This window comes from Granulicella pectinivorans, assembly GCF_900114625.1.
Taxonomy (GTDB): Bacteria; Acidobacteriota; Terriglobia; order Terriglobales; family Acidobacteriaceae; genus Edaphobacter; species Edaphobacter pectinivorans.
The window spans coordinates 2,491,003-2,508,753 of the sequence record NZ_FOZL01000001.1 but is presented as its reverse complement, the minus strand read 5'-3'; the positions used below and the strand labels follow the sequence as shown (position 1 = coordinate 2,508,753).

Genomic DNA, 17,751 nt, shown 5'->3' with positions numbered 1-17,751 from the left:
GCGGACCAGATATTGCGCTCTTATGGGTCAGTTGAGCGCTCCGCTCTACTTCCTATTCCTGCTCAGCCCCGGATCCTGATCATCCCTAGCGCGTGACGATCAGGGTGAAGGTTGCGGTTTGATTGCCGGTCGATCCGTTGGGGGCTGTGGTGGTGGCGGACGTCTGCGCGGTCACGGTGACCTGCTTCGTCCCGGCGGGTGTGCTGTACATGATGTTGGTCCCGCAGCCTATCACTCCTCCAAGAAAGGTGACCGAAAGAAGTGTGATGAGAAGCATGCCTTTCAATCCACGCTTCAGAGACCGTCGACGCCATCCCAGGAGACCTCCAAGCAGCAAGCCGGGAAGGACGAGGATGGATGCAAGGGTGGGCGACGAAGAGACCTCGTTCCGCGCGATCGTCGCAATGCCGTTGGCGGTTGTCGTGATGCTCAACATTGAGGTTTGCACTGTGTTTGAACCATTGGCGGTGAGGCTGGATGGCGAAAAGGTGCAAGTAGCGCCGAGTGGCAGGCCAGCACAGGCGAAGCTGACAGTGCCTGTGTATCCGCCGTACGGGCTGAAGGTGAAGGTTGTGATCGCTGTCTGCCCCGCCACGACCGTGACGGAGGATGGGTTGACCGTGAGGCTGTACCCAGCACCAATGTTGAACGTGCAGGTGCTTGCGGTAGCTCCCCTGCTGTCCGTCACCTTGATCGAGAAGGATCCTGCTACGGTGGGGATGCCGGTGATGGCGCCCGTGGAGGTGTCAAGGGTGAGGCCAGCTGGAAGTGTACCGACTATGGCGAACGTATAGGGGGCGGTTCCACCGGAGACGCTCAGCGCACCGGAGTTGAAGGCCGCGCCGAGTTGACCGCTGGTGACTGCGGGGCAGGTGATAGACATAACCGTCGTGCTGTTGATGGAGATCGCTGCCGTTGACTGGACGCAGGCAGCGTTCGTCGCGCAGATCTTTGCCGTGTTGGTCAGCACGCCCGTATTTGTCGAGGGGTTGAGATCGTTGCCGGTGGTTGTTCCGGTGATATGAACGGCGAGCGACGCACCGGATGCCAGGCTCTGCCCGCAACCGCTGATGACATCGGAGTCCAGCGTGACCGCGCCATTCCTGGCCAAAGCTGTACCTTCGAGGTTGACGCCCGTCGTGACGGTGACGGAGGTCAAGGCAAGGATATTGCCCTTGAATACGGAGTAGGTCCCTAGGGTCGCTGAGCTACCCACCTGCCAGAACACATTGCAGGCGTTTGCCCCGTTGGCGAGAATGATGTGACTTCCGGTTATGGTGGTGAGCGTCGATCCCATCTGGAAGGTGAAGGTCGCGTTTGGATTACCTTGAGCGTCCAGGATCAAATCACCCGAGTTCGCAAGCGAGGACGCTGACGTGTAGACACCAGCGGTCAGGGTCTGCCCCGCGAGATCTCCGGCTACCGTGATCCCGCCTGATTTACCTGCTGCGGTAAGGTATGCGTTCGTCAGGTTGGTCTGGGCGGTTGCTGCGGCGAGATCGGCAGCGTGGATAGAGCCTGTTACGACGCCCGGGGGAAAGCCTGTGACCGACGTACCGGGACTCAAACCAATATCCCCGGTAACGACGGTCGGGCCAGTGTTCGTGATCGTGGACGCAGCCAGAACAGACATCGTTCCATTCATGACGAGCTGCTGATTGGGGATAGAACCTGTGATGTTGAATGCAGAGGGATTGCCGGTCGTGGAGTCGATCGCCCACTGGATATCTCCCCCAGCGCCTGCAGGGAGCAGGTCACTGAGCGTCAGGCCGGATGCGGTCATGGCGCCAACGTTGCTGATGATCACTCTGTATCCGGCAACGCCTCCGGCTGTGATGCTGGCACTGTCGGCGGATTTTGTGATGGAGAGCGAGGGCGTCGGGCTGACGCCGATGGTGACGGTGCTGCTGGTTCCGCTGACACCACCAGCGTCCGTGACCTTGATCGAGAACGTACCTGCTGTGGTGGGAGTACCGATGACAACACCGGTGGAAGGGTTGAAGGTGAGGCCGGCTGGAAGTGTACCGGTGATGGAGAAGGCATAGGAGCCCGTTCCGCCCGAGACGGTGGTCGCACCGGAGTTGAAAGCCGCACCGACTTGACCGCTCGTGACCGCAGGACCAGTGACAGATAGGGCTGGGTTGATGGTGATCGAGCTACCGGTAACGGAGGCACCAGCAGCGTCGGTGACCTTCACCGAGAAGGTACCTGCGTTGGTGGGGGTGCCGGTGACGGCTCCGGTAGACGGGTTGAGGGTGAGGCCGGCGGGAAGTATCCCGACGATCGAGAATGTATCAGGGCCAGTTCCGCCCGAGACGGTCAAAGGGCCCGAGTTGAAGGCTGCACCAACTTCACCGGTAGTAACACCAGGACCGGTGACGGCGAGAGCCGGGTTGAGGGTGATGGCTGCTGTTGACTGAGTGCAGGGAGCGTTCGCAGCGCAGACTGTTGCCGTATTGTTTAGGATGCCTGTGTTCGTCGAGGAGTTTAGATCGTTGCCGGTCGTGGTTCCGGTGATATGAACTGCGAGTGACGCCCCCGCTGCCAGGCTCTGCCCGCAACCGCTGATAACATCGGAGTCCAGAGTGACCGCGCCATTCCGGGCCAAAGCCGTGCCTTCGAGGTTCACGCCGGTGGTGACCGTGATGGACGTCAGGGCAAAGATATTTCCCTTGAACACGGAGTAAGTTCCCAGGGTCGCCGAACTACCCACCTGCCAGAACACATTGCAAGCGTTAGCCCCATTCGCAAGAATGATGTGACTTCCGCTCATGGTGGTCAGCGTCGACCCCATCTGGAAGGTGAACGTCGCGTTGGGATTGCCTTGAGCATCCAGGATAAGATCACCCGAGTTCAAGAGCGAAGAGGCTGACATGTAGACCCCAGCGGTCAGGGTCCGTCCCGCGAGTTCTCCACCTAACGTGATTCCGCCTGATTTACCGGCTGCGGCAACGTATGCAGCAATCAGGTTGAGCTTGGCAGTGGCCGCGGCCGCGTCCGTATCATGGGTCGCTCCTGTCACAACGCCCGGGAGGAAGCCCGTAATCGACGTACCGGGACTTAGACCAATATCCCCGGTAATGATGGTCGGACCGGTATTCGTGATCGTGGTAGCAGCTAGCACCGACATCGTTCCGTTCATGACGAGCTGCTGATTCGTCGTGGAACCGGTGATGGAGAAGGAAGAGGGATTGCCGGTGGTGGGGTCGATCGTCCACTGAATATCGTTTCCAATGCCTGCGGGCAGGGGGTCACTGAGTGTCAGGCCGGAAGCCGTTGTCGAGCCGACGTTGCTGAGAATCACCTTGTATCCGGCAATGCCGCCGGCTGCGATGCTGGCACTATCTGCTGACTTCGTAACCGAGAGCGACGCTGCCGGAGTGATGGTGATGGGGCTGCTGGTGCCGACGGCGCCTGCGGCGTCGGTGACCTTCACTGAGAACGTGCCTTCGCTGGTAGCGGTGCCGGTGATCCCTCCGGTTGCGGGGTTCAGCGTCAGGCCGGCGGGAACGGTGCCGACGATCTTGAACGTGTCAGGGCCAACGCCGCCGATGACGATGATCGGTCCGGAGCTAAAGGGCGCACCCACTTCACCAGTCGTAACGGCTGGGCCACTGACAGCCAGGGCCGTGTTGATGGTGATCGGGCTGCTGGTACCCGTGGCACCAGCAGCATCGGTCACCTTCACCGAGAACGTGCCTGCGGTGGCGGCCGTGCCGGTGATCGCGCCGGTGGACGGGTTGAGCATCAGGCCGGCGGGAGGCGTTCCGACGATGGAGAACGTGTCAGGACCGACTCCACCAGTGACGATGAGCGGACCAGAGTTGAAGGCCACACCGACTTCACCAGTAGTGACAGCAGGACCAGTGACGGCAAACGCCGGGTTGATGGTGATCGGGCTACTGGTGCCGGTGGCACCTGCGGCGTCGGTGACCTTTACCGAGAACGTGCCAGCGGTGGTGGCCGTGCCGGTGATCGCACCTGTAGACAGGTTGAGCGTCAGGCCGGCGGGAAGCGTACCGACGACCGAGAACGTATCAGGACCGACTCCGCCGGTGATGGTCAACGGACCAGAGTTAAAGGCCGAACCGACTTCACCAATAGTGACAGCAGGACCAGTGACGGCAAATGCCGGGTTGATGGTGATCGGGCTACTGGTGCCGGTGGCACCTGCGGCGTCGGTGACCTTTACCGAGAACGTGCCAGCGGTGGTGGCCGTACCGGTGATCGCGCCGGTGGACGGATTGAGCGTCAGGCCAGCCGGAAGGATTCCGACGATGGAGAACGTGTCGGGACCGACTCCGCCGGTGACGGTGATCGGTCCGGAGTTAAGGGGCGCACCCACTTCACCAGTCGTGACGGCTGGGCCGCTGACAGCCAAGGCCGGGTTGATGGTGATCGGGCTGCTGGTGCCGGTGGCACCGGCAGCATCGGTGACCTTCACCAAGAACGTACCGGCGGTGGTGGGGGTTCCGGTGATCGCGCCCGTCGAGGGGTTGAGCGTCAGGCCAACCGGAAGGGTGCCGACGACCGTGAAGGTGTCAGGGCTGGTGCCCCCGGTGACAGTCAACGGACCAGAGTTGAAGGGGGCACCCACTTCACCAGTGGTGACAGCAGGACCGGTGACGGTCAGAGTAGAAGGAGTGCTGCCGCTGTTCGGGAGCGTGCCAGTGAAGGGAATGTAATGTGCTTCACCGGTCGAGCCGATGCTGGCTGCGAGGAACACGCCGCCCATTTGGCTGAAGCCGCTGAGGGCCGCATGCGGTGCAAGGACTGTCCCGTCGAGCTGTCCATTGATCGTCAATGAATTCGCAGCCGGGAAGCTGTACAGGATCGTGCCTGCGTTTGCATTGGTGACGGTATTGCCCTGGAAGTACAGGTCCGTGTGCAGCGTGACGTCGGCACCGGTGACGTTAATGACCGTGGTGGAGCCGGTCGGGACCTCGATGTCAAGGTTCACGTTGCTGGTCTCGAACTGGGCCTGCGTCAGGTTGAAGACATTAGTGGTGGCGTCGGTACCGTAGAGCACGAGCCACGAGGGGTTATAGTGCTGCGAGTTGGAGTTGAAGTAGATCGGGTTGGTTGGGCAACCGTTGTCCGGAATGATCGTCCCGGTGGAATCGACGGAGCAAACCATTCCGTTCGCAACCGAAGCCGAGAGCTGGCTGCTCAGGCTGCTGATCCAGGCAGAGAGGGAGGAGAAGTCGATGGGAGAGGTACCGTCCGTGACGAGAGTAGATCCGGAGTAGATGCTTCCGGAGTAGTTCTCGTTGGCGAAGTTGAAACCGGCCGAAGTGGGGGTGAAGGAATAGACGTTGCCGCCGGCGTTGATGTTGAACGAATCGCTGGTCGGGATGCCGGCAGCGGCGACGATAGCCCATGGGCCGCCATTCCCCGAAGCCAAGGCCACATATGGATCGCCATCACGCAGCGCCGTCCCGATGGTGGTGGCAAGCGTGACCTGACCGGATGCAGCGATTCTTCCGGTAATGTCGGCGGTGTCACTGATGTTGCCGTTCAGGGCGATCAGGTTATAGGCATTCGCGATGCCGAGCGGGTTGGCTGCCGGAGAATTTCCGTTTGCGGGGGTACAGGGCGAGGCACCGCAGTTCGACGGGGAATACAGTCCGGTGATGCTGATCGAGTCGCTGCCCGCAACGGGCGAAGGAAGTCCGCCGCCTGAGACGATGTCCGTGAGGGAAGCGCTTGTGCCGACGGGATAGGTCGCTTCTACGGCGACGGGGATCGAGATCAGATCGGTAGCGCTTGCGGCAAGAGAACTCGAGCGCGTGCAGGTGAAGGCGCTGCCGCTGGATTTCGAGCTACAGCTCCAGCCTCCTGAGACGAAGGAAGAGGTGTTCACCGTCACGCCGGAAGGAAGCGCACCGTTGACGACCAAGGTCGATCCGAGCGCGACCGCCGAACTGGTGTTCGTGATCGCGATGGTGACCTGATCTGCGCTATCACCCTGCTTGAAGGAAGAGGGGCTGTTTGTAAACGTCTGCGACGCGGACGCGGCCACGACAGGAGTGATGGCGTTGGAGAGGTCGAAGAGTGAGTACTCTACCAGATGCTCTTCTGGCGTCATCGGCGAAGCGCTGCATTCGGCTGGAAATGTGCTTCCGTTTGCATTGGTCTTCACCGTGGGATATTCGGTGTACAAGACGCGCCCACACTGGTTTTCAGCCGCAGCACCCACGGGCGTATTGAAGGTGAACTGCATCGAGGGATGTGCTGGACCGGTGGGCGTGAGGCCTGCGTTCAGGCTGAGCCACGATTGGGTGGGAGCGATTGGGCCAAGCTGATCTACATAGGCGGTTGGCAAGGTAACAGGACCATTCGAGGGGTTGACGATCAAGGAGCCTAGCCAGGTGGACAGAACGGAGCCAGCCGGGAAGCCGCTGTTAACCGTGGCCGATGCGGAGTCGGCGGAGGCGTTGGCTTGCCAGGAATCCCACTGGGCCGCGGCACCGAAGCCCACTCCTGAGAGTGGATTATTCGCAAGCCACGTCACACTATCGTGCGACGCGAACAGCCTGCCACCGATGTTTGCCCACTCGTAGATGTTGGCCAGGTCGGCGCTGGTCTGAGGGTAGAGGGCTCCCTGCGATGGGAGCATCACCATGTCGTAGTTGCCGAGCGTAGCCGGGTTCCCCACGAGAACTTCCTGTCCGGGAGTCGCGGGATCGATGCTGGAACCAGGATTTCCGCCGCCCAGGAATAGATTGATCCGGCCGGTACCGTTGCTGTTAGTGAATTCAGAGTCGAGGACACCAGTTTTGCGGAGGACGCACTGGATGGCATCTTCCGATCCCGTCACGAGGGCAATCTTCGGAATATCGCCCGCGAACTGATTGCTCGGCAGAGTGGTGGAAAGTGCGGCGAGTGGGGTATTGCCGCACGCGGCGACCGTGGCGATCGTTCGCTGCATGCGCCACTTTCCAACCTGGATGACGATTGGGATGTTCGCGCCCGAGGGGACGCCAGTGAGAGTGAACGTGCCATCTGCCGCCGAAACGGTCGAGGTGATGACACCGCCTAAGGGAACCGCGGACGCCTGGATGCATTGCGTACCAGACGTAAGAGCTCCAGGCGCAGACCTGGGGATGGAAACAAGCGCGTTGGGAAGAGGATCGACACCGTTGGGCGCGTACACCACTCCTTTCACGGTGGTTGCGGCCGGGGTAACCCCGCAGGAAGAGACTGCGCTCGCGTAGTTTGCCACCTGTCCCCCGAAGGAGATGCCCGTCTGATCCACGCCCGTCCACGAGGCCCATTGCAGACCTACGTAGGAATTCATCGGAACGCCGAAGAAGGTGATGGTCACGACAGCAGGCCAGGAACCGCTCGAACTTGCAGCGGGGTAGGTCGCGGTCGAATCAGGGCTCGTTTGCGAGTTAAACGTGCCACTCGGACCAGAGATTTCGCAACCTGTGCTGCCGGTTATGCCCTGACAGCTGATCGGCTGGTTGGAACCGATATTGCCGACGAGCTTCAGGCTGACCGTAGTGCTGGATGTGTCGTTATACAGCTCCAGAGTTGGCGTGGTGTTGGTGGCGAGCGGGAATGTCTCGACTCCAGCTTGCAGGGCTTGCAGGCTGAAAGCCCTGTAGTTGCTGCTGTTTGTGCCGCTCCAGCAGAGATTGGTCGCACTGGGAGAGTACTGATTCAGCAGACTTGCCGAACAGTCCTGCGCCGGACCGCTCGTGGTGTAGACGGTACGAATGGTGTTGCCCGCGGCGAGCGCATCAGGAGGAGTGCCGAAAAACAGCGCAATGATGGCAAACACAATTGAGAGGGCAAACGCGGGCGACTTCTTCATGGATCTACTTTCTGGAGTGCGGATGTTAAGGCGCGGGTTGTCGGCTGCTCGAAAGAGCAAGCGCGCGAGAGATCATCTCTTCGAACGAGGAGAGAATTTAATGGATTGCGACTAGGCACTCGTCAGAGGCGATGCGTGCGTGAAACTGAGAGGGTGCTCACCAGTAGGCAGAGCAAGAGATGTAGATAAGGTTCTTCCGCCCAGACAAGCGTGAAGCTTCATGCGCGTGGTTCATCTTGCCAGTCCCCCTTGCCTTACCCAGCCAGAATTGGCCGTCTTCCCCATAGAGATCTCAATCTATGTGTCAAGAAGATAGGCAACGCCAGCGAGAGGAGAGAAACGCTCCACATCTGCGTGCGATACGTGCTTCATCCTTCAGCGATCCACGACAACATGGGTGATGCCCGTATCTGCTACTTGGAGGCTCATAATCACGACGCCGCTCTCGTGCATACCGTGATGCATCTAACAGTGAGCAATATTGACCGTGTTTTTATTATACGCAATAAAATGAGTTATATGTTTATAAAACTGAAGTAAACCTGGCAAACGATTGCGTGTTTTATTTCGCGCTTCCGATTGGTTTATGAAAATTTTCTTTTTGATCAATCGTTGATACGTCTTTCACTGCGGCAACGAGAAGCCAAGAGACGGCTGTGATCGCAGCCGATTCCGAACACCGGGTAGGCTTCTCCGGTAGCAGCGAAGGTCCAGAAACGTCTGTCGCGCACGCTGCCACCGGCGGCGGTGGCCATCTGCCAGATAGCGCCTTCAACAGCCATTTGGCTGCAGGAAGTCGACTGACAGCCGTTCTCATATCGTTTGTTCAGGTATGTGTGAAGGTGCGATGGGAGGCTGAACAAACAGCTCCAGATCATTCACGCAGACGCGTTTTCTACGATACGTCTGCCAGAGCGCTTCATCGGCGCTTTGAAGAAAAGCATCTTCATCCAGAACCTGTCAGGCAGTTCAGCAGGCAAGACCGATACTCGTGGTCACCACGGAGTGCGGGCTTGCCGGGTGAGGGATCGCAAGACGAGCAAGGTCTTGCAAGATCTTCTCCGCGAGGCTGACGGCGCACGCTCTATCCATCATGGGCATAAGGACGACGAACTCCTCTCCACTGAAACTCGCCACCAGGTCCGCGTCGCACCGTATGCGTGCCTTCAGTCTCTGCGCGATCTCTCAGACATTGATCTCCAGCGAGGTGCCCGTTCGTATCATTGAAGAACTTGAAGTAATCAACATCCAGCGGCATCAGTGCGTACAGTACACAGCCAAGATCCAGGCTTCGGAAGGGCGCGACGGATCAGCCCACAGCATCGATAAACACCTCGCTATCAGGCTTACCGTTCCCGGAACCATTGGCACGGGGACCAACCCGGAGCGGTTGCTGACAGCCGGCTGGTCGGCGTGTCTTCTCAGCGGATGTGGGGTGTGAAACGTTCAGCAGATCGGCGGCTTCCTGCGTCGTCGGTTCTAATTGAACGGGAATGATCTTGACGGCATTGCCACGGCTCATTTCATCAGGAGTCTAGACGAGAAGCCGCGCGGCTAAGGCTGGGATTCGGATTGTCGGCTCAGTGGCAAAATTGAGAGCGCATAGGTTAAGCGACGATGCGAAGTGCCGAAAAGGAGCGAGCATGTTCCTCGTCTCGTTGGCGAATTGGGCTTCGGCCTGTGAGGGATTTCCGGCGTGAGCAAAGCGATAGCGGACATTGAATCTGACCTCTCTCACATTCGACAGAAACACAAGAATCGAAAACGAGTGCAACATCCGAAGAATTCACCACTTACATCAGGGAGGTCCGAGACCGAAAGTGAGACACGCGGGAGGTGTCAGCCGGTCTCCTAGACTCCATACGCCGAACTCGGCTCCGACCTGAACGTGAACACCGCTCCGCTTCGCGACTGTGTTGCCGTCGCCGCAGACGAATGCGAGGCAGAGAATGCTCCAGTTCCGACCGCCGCAACGGAGCTCACTTCAAGGCAATCCTGTTTGGGCACGAGCAAACTGACGCAAGAGCAATCACGACTAAGCGACCATATTCGGCTTGGAAAGCAGGGGCCCAGGTGAGGCCTCTGAGGGGCAGAACCCATTCCCCACAGTTCGCTTTCGCTAGATGTCTCGCAGCGGCAATCGTTCAGTTTTCCCAAAATCCAAACCGTGTTGAGACGATTATGCGGGAACCGCAAAAGCGTGCCATTTTGGTGATTTCTTGTCTCTTGGAGGCTCGAGCCGAATCCCCACCGCTGTTTCACAAATCATCGAGCCTGAAATCTTCATACTCGCTGGTTGCCCCCCAGGGATTCGAACCCCGATTGATCGGTTCAGAGCCGACTGTCCTACCATTGAACGAGGGGGCAACAGACTGTTTAGGCGTCGCGATCTACTCGCTGACAACCTCATTCAGTGTACGGTCTTCCCGCTCATAGGTCAACGTACAAAGCGGTTGTCTAAATCCCAGCAGAATCGCGAATGCTCTCAGTCCTGGACTGAACAAACGATAACCCGGCGCCCCAGGTGCCCCATCCCCGAATGCCCATCGCGCATGCTAGCCTGTTGCGATGAAGAGCTCAATGCCGATGCTGACGCCGAGAGAAGCCGCACGGATGCTGGGGATCAGTTACCCAACCATCAAACAGTGGATTCTCGGTGGAAAGCTGAAAACCGTTCCAACACCCGGAGGACACCATCGCATCGCAGAGTCTGCGCTGAAGCCATTCCTCGCCAAAGACGATGCCAAAGCCCCATCGGACTCACGCCAACGCTTCCGTCGAGTCAGCGGAAGGAACCAGATCGCAGGCAAAGTGGTCAGCGTCCGTATCGAAGGCCTGCTCGCCGAGGTGATTCTCAAAGCGGGCGATCAAACCGTGACCGCCATCATCACGGCGAATGCAGTGCGTGAGTTGAAGCTGAAAAAGGGTGACAGCGCCGCAGCCCTCATCAAATCGACCGACGTCATGATTGAACGCCTGGAAGATCCCTCCTAGTACTCCTCCCTCTTTCGAGATCCACGCCGCATCCATCCACGCTCCGCCCGCATCGATGCGGCGTCCGCTGCGACAGGTTCGCATCAATTGACCATACGATTTTAACTGTATAAATTCGAGATATCAGTTATTGAGGTTGTCTCGACGCGCAGTTCTGTGTGTCTTCGTTCGCCTACCCCCTCGATCAAACCCGATGCGGCGAATCGTTGCGTCGACTGGAGTTTCGCGCGTGAAAATCAAGCACCTGTTCCCTGCTCTTATCTTGCTTCTCCTCGCCGTGTCGGATACATCCGCACAGATCGCCGCACGCATGCAAGGCCGCGTCTTGGATGCATCCGGCTCGGTCGTTGGCAAGGCACACATCGCTCTCACGGAGACGGCGACTGGAACGCATCGCGAGACCACCACCTCAAGCTCAGGGGACTACTCCTTCGGAGAACTTGCACCCGGTCGATACAGCATCGACGTCACCGCCGTCGGCTTCCAGCATCTGAGCCGCACGGGGCTCACTGCACTGGTGGGCGATACGATTCAAGTTGACCTGACCTTGACTGCAGGCGGCGAACAAACCACCGTTACCGTGAACGCGGACGCGCCGCTTCTGCAGGCATCCGTCTCCGACATCGAAACCCACCTGCCTGGATTGACCGTCGTGGCCATCCCCCTCAACAGCCGCAACTTCATCAACCTCACCGCACTCGCACCCGGCGTCTCCCTTCCCCCGGGAACCCTTCTTCCCCGCATTAACGGAGGGCGTCCACGCACCAATGAGTATCTCTACGATGGCATCTCCGCTCTCCAGCCCGAACCCGGCCAGGTAGCTTTCTTCCCCATCGTCGACGACATCCGTGAGTTCACCGTCGAGGCCAACAACGTTCCCGCGGAGTTCGGTCGCTTCAACGGCGGAGTGGTCAACGTATCCACACGCGGCGGATCGAACCAGTTCCACGGAAGCCTCTACGACTTCTTCCGCAACGAAGCACTCAACAGCCGCAATTATTTCGCAACAACGGGCCGCAAACCCGAGTACCGCAAGAATCTCTATGGAGCCACGCTCGGTGGTCCCGTACGGCACAACAGTCTCTTCTTCTTCGGCGACTACCAAGGCATCAAGACTCTTATCGGCAAGCCCATCACATCCACCATCCCAACCCTCGCCGAACGGCAAGGCATCTTCACCGGTGTCGCAAAAATCTACAACCCCTTGCAGACAACAGTAGTTGGCGGAAGATACATTCGTCCTGAATTCGCGAACGACATCATCACAGCCCCACTCGACCCCGTGGCAAAAGCTCTCCTCGCACGCTTTCCAACACCCACCACCACAGGCGCTGCGAACAACTACACCCGCACCGCAAACGACGCCGACCACCAGAATCAGTTCGACGTCCGCGTGGACGGAGCACGTGGCACGCACGATCACGCCTTCGCACGTTACACCTACTTCAGCGACGTCGAGCAGCCCATCACCGCTTTGCCGGATGGCTCCGGCCCTACGGCAGGCGCGGTCCTGGGCACCGGCAACGTCGCCGGCCTCTCGCACGTCCTCGGCCAGCAGGCCGTCTTCGGCGAAACCCACACCTTCACCGATCACCTGCTGAACGACCTGCATCTCGGATACACACGCCGCAGCAACAACATCGCCGGTCCCACCCTTTCGAGCACGGCGTCTGCAGCGCTCGGCATTCCCGGCATCCCCACCAACGCCGCCTTCAACGACGCGCTCCCCCTCTTCACCTTTACGGGCTTCCAGCAACTCGGCCCTGCGGCCAGCACCTTCTCGCAATACCAGACCGGCGTATGGCAGCTTGAGGACGCCGTTGTCGTCAACCGCGGACGTCACGCTATCAAAGCTGGCCTCGACTTCCGCTGGTACCAGTTGAATGCCGTCTCCCCACCAAACCCCACCGGTTCCTTTGCCTTCACCACCACCGGGACCAACACCCAGACGACCACGGCTACCACCACCACCGGAGGCAACGCCATCGCCAGCTTCCTGCTTGGCCAGGTCGACACCTTCTCCATCGATCTTCAGTCCAGCACCATCCGTCCCCGCGACGCCATCCAGGAGTACTTCATCCAGGATGACTGGCGTGCTTCCGATCGTTTGACCCTCAACATCGGCGCCCGCTGGACCCTCCATCATCCTTCTACGGAGAAGACCAACCAGGGTGCGATCTTCAATCTCACGACCCAGCAACTCGACTACGTTGGCCAGAACGGGAACCCACGCAGCGCGCGCGAACTGCACTACGACAACCTCGCCCCTCGCATCGGTCTGAACTTCATGCTCACCCCAAAGACGGTCCTCCGCTCCGGCTACGGCATCGTCTTCATCGATCAGTCCGGCATCACCACGCCCTTCACCGTTCCGCAGTTCCCCTTCATCCAGAACGTGCAGCAGAAGACGCAGGACAGCATCAACGCCGCCTTCGCCCTATCGAGCGGCCCAACCGTAGCGCCCATCCCCCTCACGCAGGCCGCGGGCCTAGGCCAAAGCGTCTACACCGTAAACCGCACTGCGGGCTCAGGCTACTCGCAACAGTGGAACGTGGCCGTCCAACGTGAGATCACCCACAATCTCTCGGTCGACATCGCCTACGTCGGCACCCACATCGTTCACGTCGGTATCCCCGACTCGAACCTCAATCAACTCACGGCGGCGCAACTCGCCACAGGTCTCACCAACCCCACTTCGCTCACGGGCGCCGTCACCAATCCCTACTACGGCCAGATACCCTCTTCCAGCTCCATCGGCGGCAAAACCGTAGCAGCAGCCCAGCTCCTTAAGCCCTACCCGCGCTTCCAAAACGTAGCGACCTACCGCAACAACTCCGGCCAAACCAACTTCAACGCACTCGAAGCCAAGGTGGAGCAACGCCTCGCCTACGGACTCACCTTCCTCTTCGCCTACACCCATTCCAAGCTCATCGATGATGCGTCCTCGGTCTTCTCGTCTACCGTCCTCTCGTCGCCCAACTCAAGCTCGCTGATCGCCGCCGACACCTTCCGCCCCTATCTTGAACGCGACTCCTCGAACGGCGACATGCCCAACGTCACCTCGCTCAGCACGACCTACGAGCTGCCCGCAGGCAAGGGACACCGCTTCGCGTCCTCCGGCGTCCTTCGCCCCGTGCTTGGCGGATGGGCCGTCAACGCCATCATGTCGCTCCAATCCGGAATGCCCGTCACCGTCACGCAGGCCACCAACAACAACGCTTTCGCGGGCTTCGCGCTCCAGCGCCCCAACCTCATCGCCCAGCCCGCCCTGCCGTCCAATCAGCGCTCAACAGCAAAGTGGTTCAACACCGCATCCTTCGCCACGGCGCCGCAATTCACCCTCGGCAACGCCTCACGCAACCCAGTGCGCGGCCCGGCGTATCGCGACCTAGACATGGCCCTCGTCAAGCACACCAAGATCGACGAGAAGACCGACGTAGAGTTTCGTGGCGAAATCTTCAACCTTGCCAACACCCCCGCCTTTGCACAACCCAATGGAAGCTTTGGAGCAGCCGCCTTCGGAAGCATCACCGCCACGAGCGCCGAGCAAAGAGTTGTGCAGTTCGCTCTCAAGCTAAGCCGCTAGGCTCGACACGGAAGCAGAAAAGCCCGGTCCCTCGTCGAGAGGCCGGGCTTTCATTTTTTGAAACGACCTCTTATGCCTGCGCCGCCGGCACAAAGCCGTCACAACCACTGATCGGAGTAACCTTCAAATGCAGAGCCGCATGTTTCGGGTGGCCGCACTCATCCAGCAGGGTCGTCTCCGCCTGCTTCGTGCTCATAATGCTGATGAGCGCATCGTTCTTCGCATGCGTCTCGCCGAAATGTCCGCACAAACCGCACTGTCCTGTCTGAACCTGCATGGTGCCTCCTTGAACGTCTCACTCCGTGTAGAGGCGTAAACCGTGAGGAACGTTGCCTCACTAAAAACCTTAGTTTCTTACATATAAGATCATTTCGGTCCTATTCGAACGAGATGAAACCAATTCTCATTCTGCGTTTTCAAGCAGTTCCGACGTTTGACCTATGTCTCCCCGCCCGGGCATGGGTAGAATCGCTCACACCATGAGACTCGCTCGCCACGTCACCTCTCTTTGCCTGCTCGTTGCCTCCGCCGCCTGGGCTCAACAGCCGCATCTCATCCCCATGCCGCGCGAAGTACACCTGGCTACGCCCACGCCAGTGCCCAGCGCAATCGTGCTTGTCCCAGGCAATGACGTGGAAGACAACAACGCCGCGGACGATCTCACAGAAGCGATGAGCGTGCGAAACATCCGCGTGACGCCAAACACCGGCTACGCAGCAATGACCATCTCTCTCCTCCGCGAAGACACCCCTGGCGCGAAAGAAGCCCTGCGATCCGCCTCCGCAACCTTCGATCCCGCGATGCACGACGAAGGCTACCTTCTGATCGCCGCCCCCGGGCACGTCAACATCATCGCTCAGACTGCGAGCGGCATCTTCTACGGCGTACAGACGCTCAAGCAAATGATTACCGGATACGGCTCGTCGGCCACGCTCGCGACCGGCAGCATCAAGGACTGGCCCGCAATGAAGTATCGCGGCATCGACGACGATCTCTCCCGCGGCCCCTTCCCCACTCTCGCCTTCCAGAAGCAGCAGATCCGCGAGTTCGCCGCCTTCAAGATCAACGTCTACTCTCCTTACTTCGAGCACACCGTCCAGTACGCGGCAGACCCCATCACCTCGCCGCAGGGCAGCTCCCTCACCCGTTCCGAGGCACAGGAGCTCGTCCGCTACGCTGCCCGTTTTCACATCATGATCATCCCGGAGCAGGAAGCGTTCGGCCACCTCCACCACCTTCTCAAATACGAAAAATACTCAGACCTCGCCGAGACCCCGCACGGCCACGTCCTCGCCCCCGCCGCCGATGGCACCCAGCCCCTCATCCTGTCCTGGTTCAAGCAACTCGCCGAGGACTATCCAAGCCCCTTCCTTCACATTGGCGCCGATGAAACCCAGGAGCTAGGCACCGGACGCACCAAAGATGACGTCCAGAAGCGCGGCCTCGGCCCCGTCTACGCGGACTTCCTCGCGAAGATCCACGACACCCTCAGCCCCCTCCATCGCAAGCTGCTCTTCTGGGGCGACATGGCGACCGGAGATCCTTCTGCCATCCCCAATCTTCCCAAGGACATGATCGCCGTCCCTTGGATCTACTGGCACCTCGACAACTACGACCCCAATATCCTGCCCTTCAAAAACGCCGGCATCGAAACCTGGGTCGCTCCCGGCGACTCCAACTGGTCGCAGATGTACCCCCTCGGCGACCAGGCCATCGACAACATCTCCGGCTTCATCGAATCCGGCCAGCGCCTCGGCTCCACCGGTTCGCTCCTCACCGTATGGAACGACGACGGCGAAGGTCTCTTCAATCAGGACTGGTTCGGCGTCCTCTTCGGCGCGGCGGCAGCCTGGCAACCGGGCAAATCCTCGGGCGATCCATATAAGGCCGCCTTCGGAGAGCTCTTCTACGGAGACACTACCGGCAAGGTCATGCAGGCACAGGCCGAACTCATGGATGCGCTCAAGAACTTCGATGGCAACGACTCCACCTTCTGGGTCGATCCATGGAGTAAAGCCGGCGAAGCCAAGGCCGTGAAGTTCCGCCCCAGCCTTCACGACACACGCATGCACGCCGAAAAGGCCCTATCCTTTCTGGCCGAAGCCCGCGCCGGAAACGACCATCTCCTCCATCCGGATGCCATCGCCGGCATGGAACTCGGAGCCCGCCGCATCGATCTCGCCGCGATGAAGTTCCAGCTCGCCGACGAGATCGCCGACGCCTACAAACAGGCCTACGCAAAGAGGGCCGTCCAGGACAAGAAGGAGCAACGCGACGTGCGCAGCCTTCTCAGCGTATGCCCCGGCAACAACGGCCGCTGCGCCGATCTCCGCGACGCCTACTCCGCCATCAAGAACCTCTACAAGGACGCCTGGCTCGCGGAGAACCGCCCCTACTGGCTCGATAACGTGCTCGTCCGTTACGACATGCAGATCCAGCTATGGCAGCAGCGCAACCTGAACTTCGGAGCCATCGCATCCGACTGGCAGAAAACGCACCAGCTCCCCACACCGCAGGAGCTGGGAATGATCAACGAACCCGCTATGCCAGCAACCGCCAAAAAGAAGGAGTAGAAAAAGAAGAAACGCACCTGACGGTGCCCACCAGCAACGTCAGGTGCGAAGCCCAGCCGCCCAGTCTGGCAAGGGTTCAATCCAGTGCATGTTCGCGCCGACCCCATAGCCGACCACCGTATGCCCTTTCGGAGTTGAATTGTCCAAAATCCCGGCGAACCCCGCTGAAGGCAAGAGCTTTTTCATATTTGCTAGGGTTCGCGGGTAGCGCCTACGTTGATCCTCTTCAGGAACATCATGACCACCCTTTCTAACCCTGGCCTTGACTCGCTCAATATTGATCTCGACCGAAGTAGTGCCTATAAAGAAAACCCTGATGTCGAAGCCTGCTCGCTTGGCGCGATCCGCCATCCTCAGATAAGTTCCGCCCGATAGCGTCGTCTCTACGGTAAAAGACTGCCGATTCTCAATCAGCTCTTCCGCGATCCGCAGAACTTGCTTCCCGGCTTCGATATTAGAGGGTGACCCGTACGTGGCCTGAAGGGACTTTGCGATGGCATCCGGATCCAAAACCGGATTCTGCTGAAACTCCTCGCGCGCGCCGCGAGTCAGGGTACTCTTACCGCATCCGTTGGATCCCGCAATGATCGTAAGAACCGGACGGCTCACGCCGCTTCAACCTTATCAGCGGCTGAGTCCTTCGCGCCCTCTTCCCGTATCCATTCGAGCTTACGGTGCTCCCACTTCACTTCTTCCTGGCAGTCCTTCGCCACTTTATCCAGGAACCGCTTGAAGCTCTCGATATCGGCAAAGTTTCCCATACAAAAATCCTACTC

General features: G+C 59.5%; 8 protein-coding genes, 1 tRNA gene and 1 pseudogene. 3 read left to right on the top strand and 7 right to left on the bottom strand.

All coding sequences use genetic code 11. The annotated features are described in order from the left end of the window. Window positions 1–85 precede the first annotated feature (85 nt). From BM400_RS10045 to BM400_RS10030, 4 genes and pseudogenes are all read right to left on the bottom strand, one after another. Entirely contained in the window at window positions 86–7,822 is a 7,737-nt protein-coding gene (locus BM400_RS10045; RefSeq protein ID WP_089838965.1) for an ice-binding family protein, read from the bottom strand. 605 nt (window positions 7,823–8,427) lie between these two features. Next, the gene (locus tag BM400_RS22040) at window positions 8,428–8,604 is read right to left on the bottom strand and encodes a hypothetical protein (protein ID WP_175528952.1); all 177 of its coding nucleotides are present in this window, start codon (window positions 8,602–8,604) and stop codon (window positions 8,428–8,430) included. A gap of 187 nt (window positions 8,605–8,791) precedes the next feature. Further along, window positions 8,792–9,080, bottom strand: a pseudogene (locus BM400_RS22970) (diguanylate cyclase). 1,035 nt (window positions 9,081–10,115) lie between these two features. After that, window positions 10,116–10,189 (bottom strand) — tRNA-Gln (locus BM400_RS10030). A gap of 201 nt (window positions 10,190–10,390) precedes the next feature. Here BM400_RS10030 and BM400_RS10025 point away from each other — a divergent pair. Beyond that, window positions 10,391–10,816 carry a helix-turn-helix transcriptional regulator gene (locus BM400_RS10025; RefSeq protein WP_175528951.1) on the top strand — a complete coding sequence of 142 codons (426 nt, stop codon included), beginning with the start codon at window positions 10,391–10,393 and terminating at the stop codon, window positions 10,814–10,816. Between the two features lie 229 nt (window positions 10,817–11,045). Beyond that, complete coding sequence (locus BM400_RS10020) at window positions 11,046–14,402, top strand: TonB-dependent receptor (RefSeq protein ID WP_245781799.1); 3,357 nt, start codon at window positions 11,046–11,048, stop codon at window positions 14,400–14,402. Window positions 14,403–14,472: 70 nt separating this feature from the next. On the opposite strand, the gene BM400_RS10015 is transcribed toward BM400_RS10020, so the two are convergent. After that, window positions 14,473–14,679 carry a hypothetical protein gene (locus BM400_RS10015; protein ID WP_089838957.1) on the bottom strand — a complete coding sequence of 69 codons (207 nt, stop codon included), beginning with the start codon at window positions 14,677–14,679 and terminating at the stop codon, window positions 14,473–14,475. Window positions 14,680–14,881: 202 nt separating this feature from the next. Here BM400_RS10015 and BM400_RS10010 point away from each other — a divergent pair, with 202 nt between their 5' ends. Then, entirely contained in the window at window positions 14,882–16,975 is a 2,094-nt protein-coding gene (locus BM400_RS10010) for a beta-N-acetylhexosaminidase (RefSeq protein ID WP_245781798.1), read from the top strand. Window positions 16,976–17,014: 39 nt separating this feature from the next. Here BM400_RS10010 and BM400_RS10005 read toward each other — a convergent pair whose 3' ends face one another. Together BM400_RS10005 and BM400_RS22035 are read right to left on the bottom strand one after the other, a co-directional pair. Next, the gene (locus tag BM400_RS10005) at window positions 17,015–17,584 is read right to left on the bottom strand and encodes an ATPase (protein WP_089838954.1); all 570 of its coding nucleotides are present in this window, start codon (window positions 17,582–17,584) and stop codon (window positions 17,015–17,017) included. Continuing rightward, entirely contained in the window at window positions 17,581–17,736 is a 156-nt protein-coding gene (locus tag BM400_RS22035) for a hypothetical protein (RefSeq protein ID WP_175528950.1), read from the bottom strand. The genes BM400_RS10005 and BM400_RS22035 overlap by 4 nt, the downstream gene beginning before the upstream one ends. Window positions 17,737–17,751: the final 15 nt, after the last annotated feature.

What these genes read in the sequence shown, in the direction of transcription:
- BM400_RS10045 (WP_089838965.1), bottom strand. Translation starts at nt 7,822, where the DNA reads ATGAAGAAGTCGCCCGCGTTTGCCCTCTCAATTGTGTTTGCCATCATT.
- BM400_RS10025 (WP_175528951.1), top strand. Translation starts at nt 10,391, where the DNA reads ATGAAGAGCTCAATGCCGATGCTGACGCCGAGAGAAGCCGCACGGATG.
- BM400_RS22035 (WP_175528950.1), bottom strand. Translation starts at nt 17,736, where the DNA reads ATGGGAAACTTTGCCGATATCGAGAGCTTCAAGCGGTTCCTGGATAAA.
- BM400_RS10015 (WP_089838957.1), bottom strand. Translation starts at nt 14,679, where the DNA reads ATGCAGGTTCAGACAGGACAGTGCGGTTTGTGCGGACATTTCGGCGAG.
- BM400_RS22040 (WP_175528952.1), bottom strand. Translation starts at nt 8,604, where the DNA reads ATGGCTGTTGAAGGCGCTATCTGGCAGATGGCCACCGCCGCCGGTGGC.
- BM400_RS10010 (WP_245781798.1), top strand. Translation starts at nt 14,882, where the DNA reads ATGAGACTCGCTCGCCACGTCACCTCTCTTTGCCTGCTCGTTGCCTCC.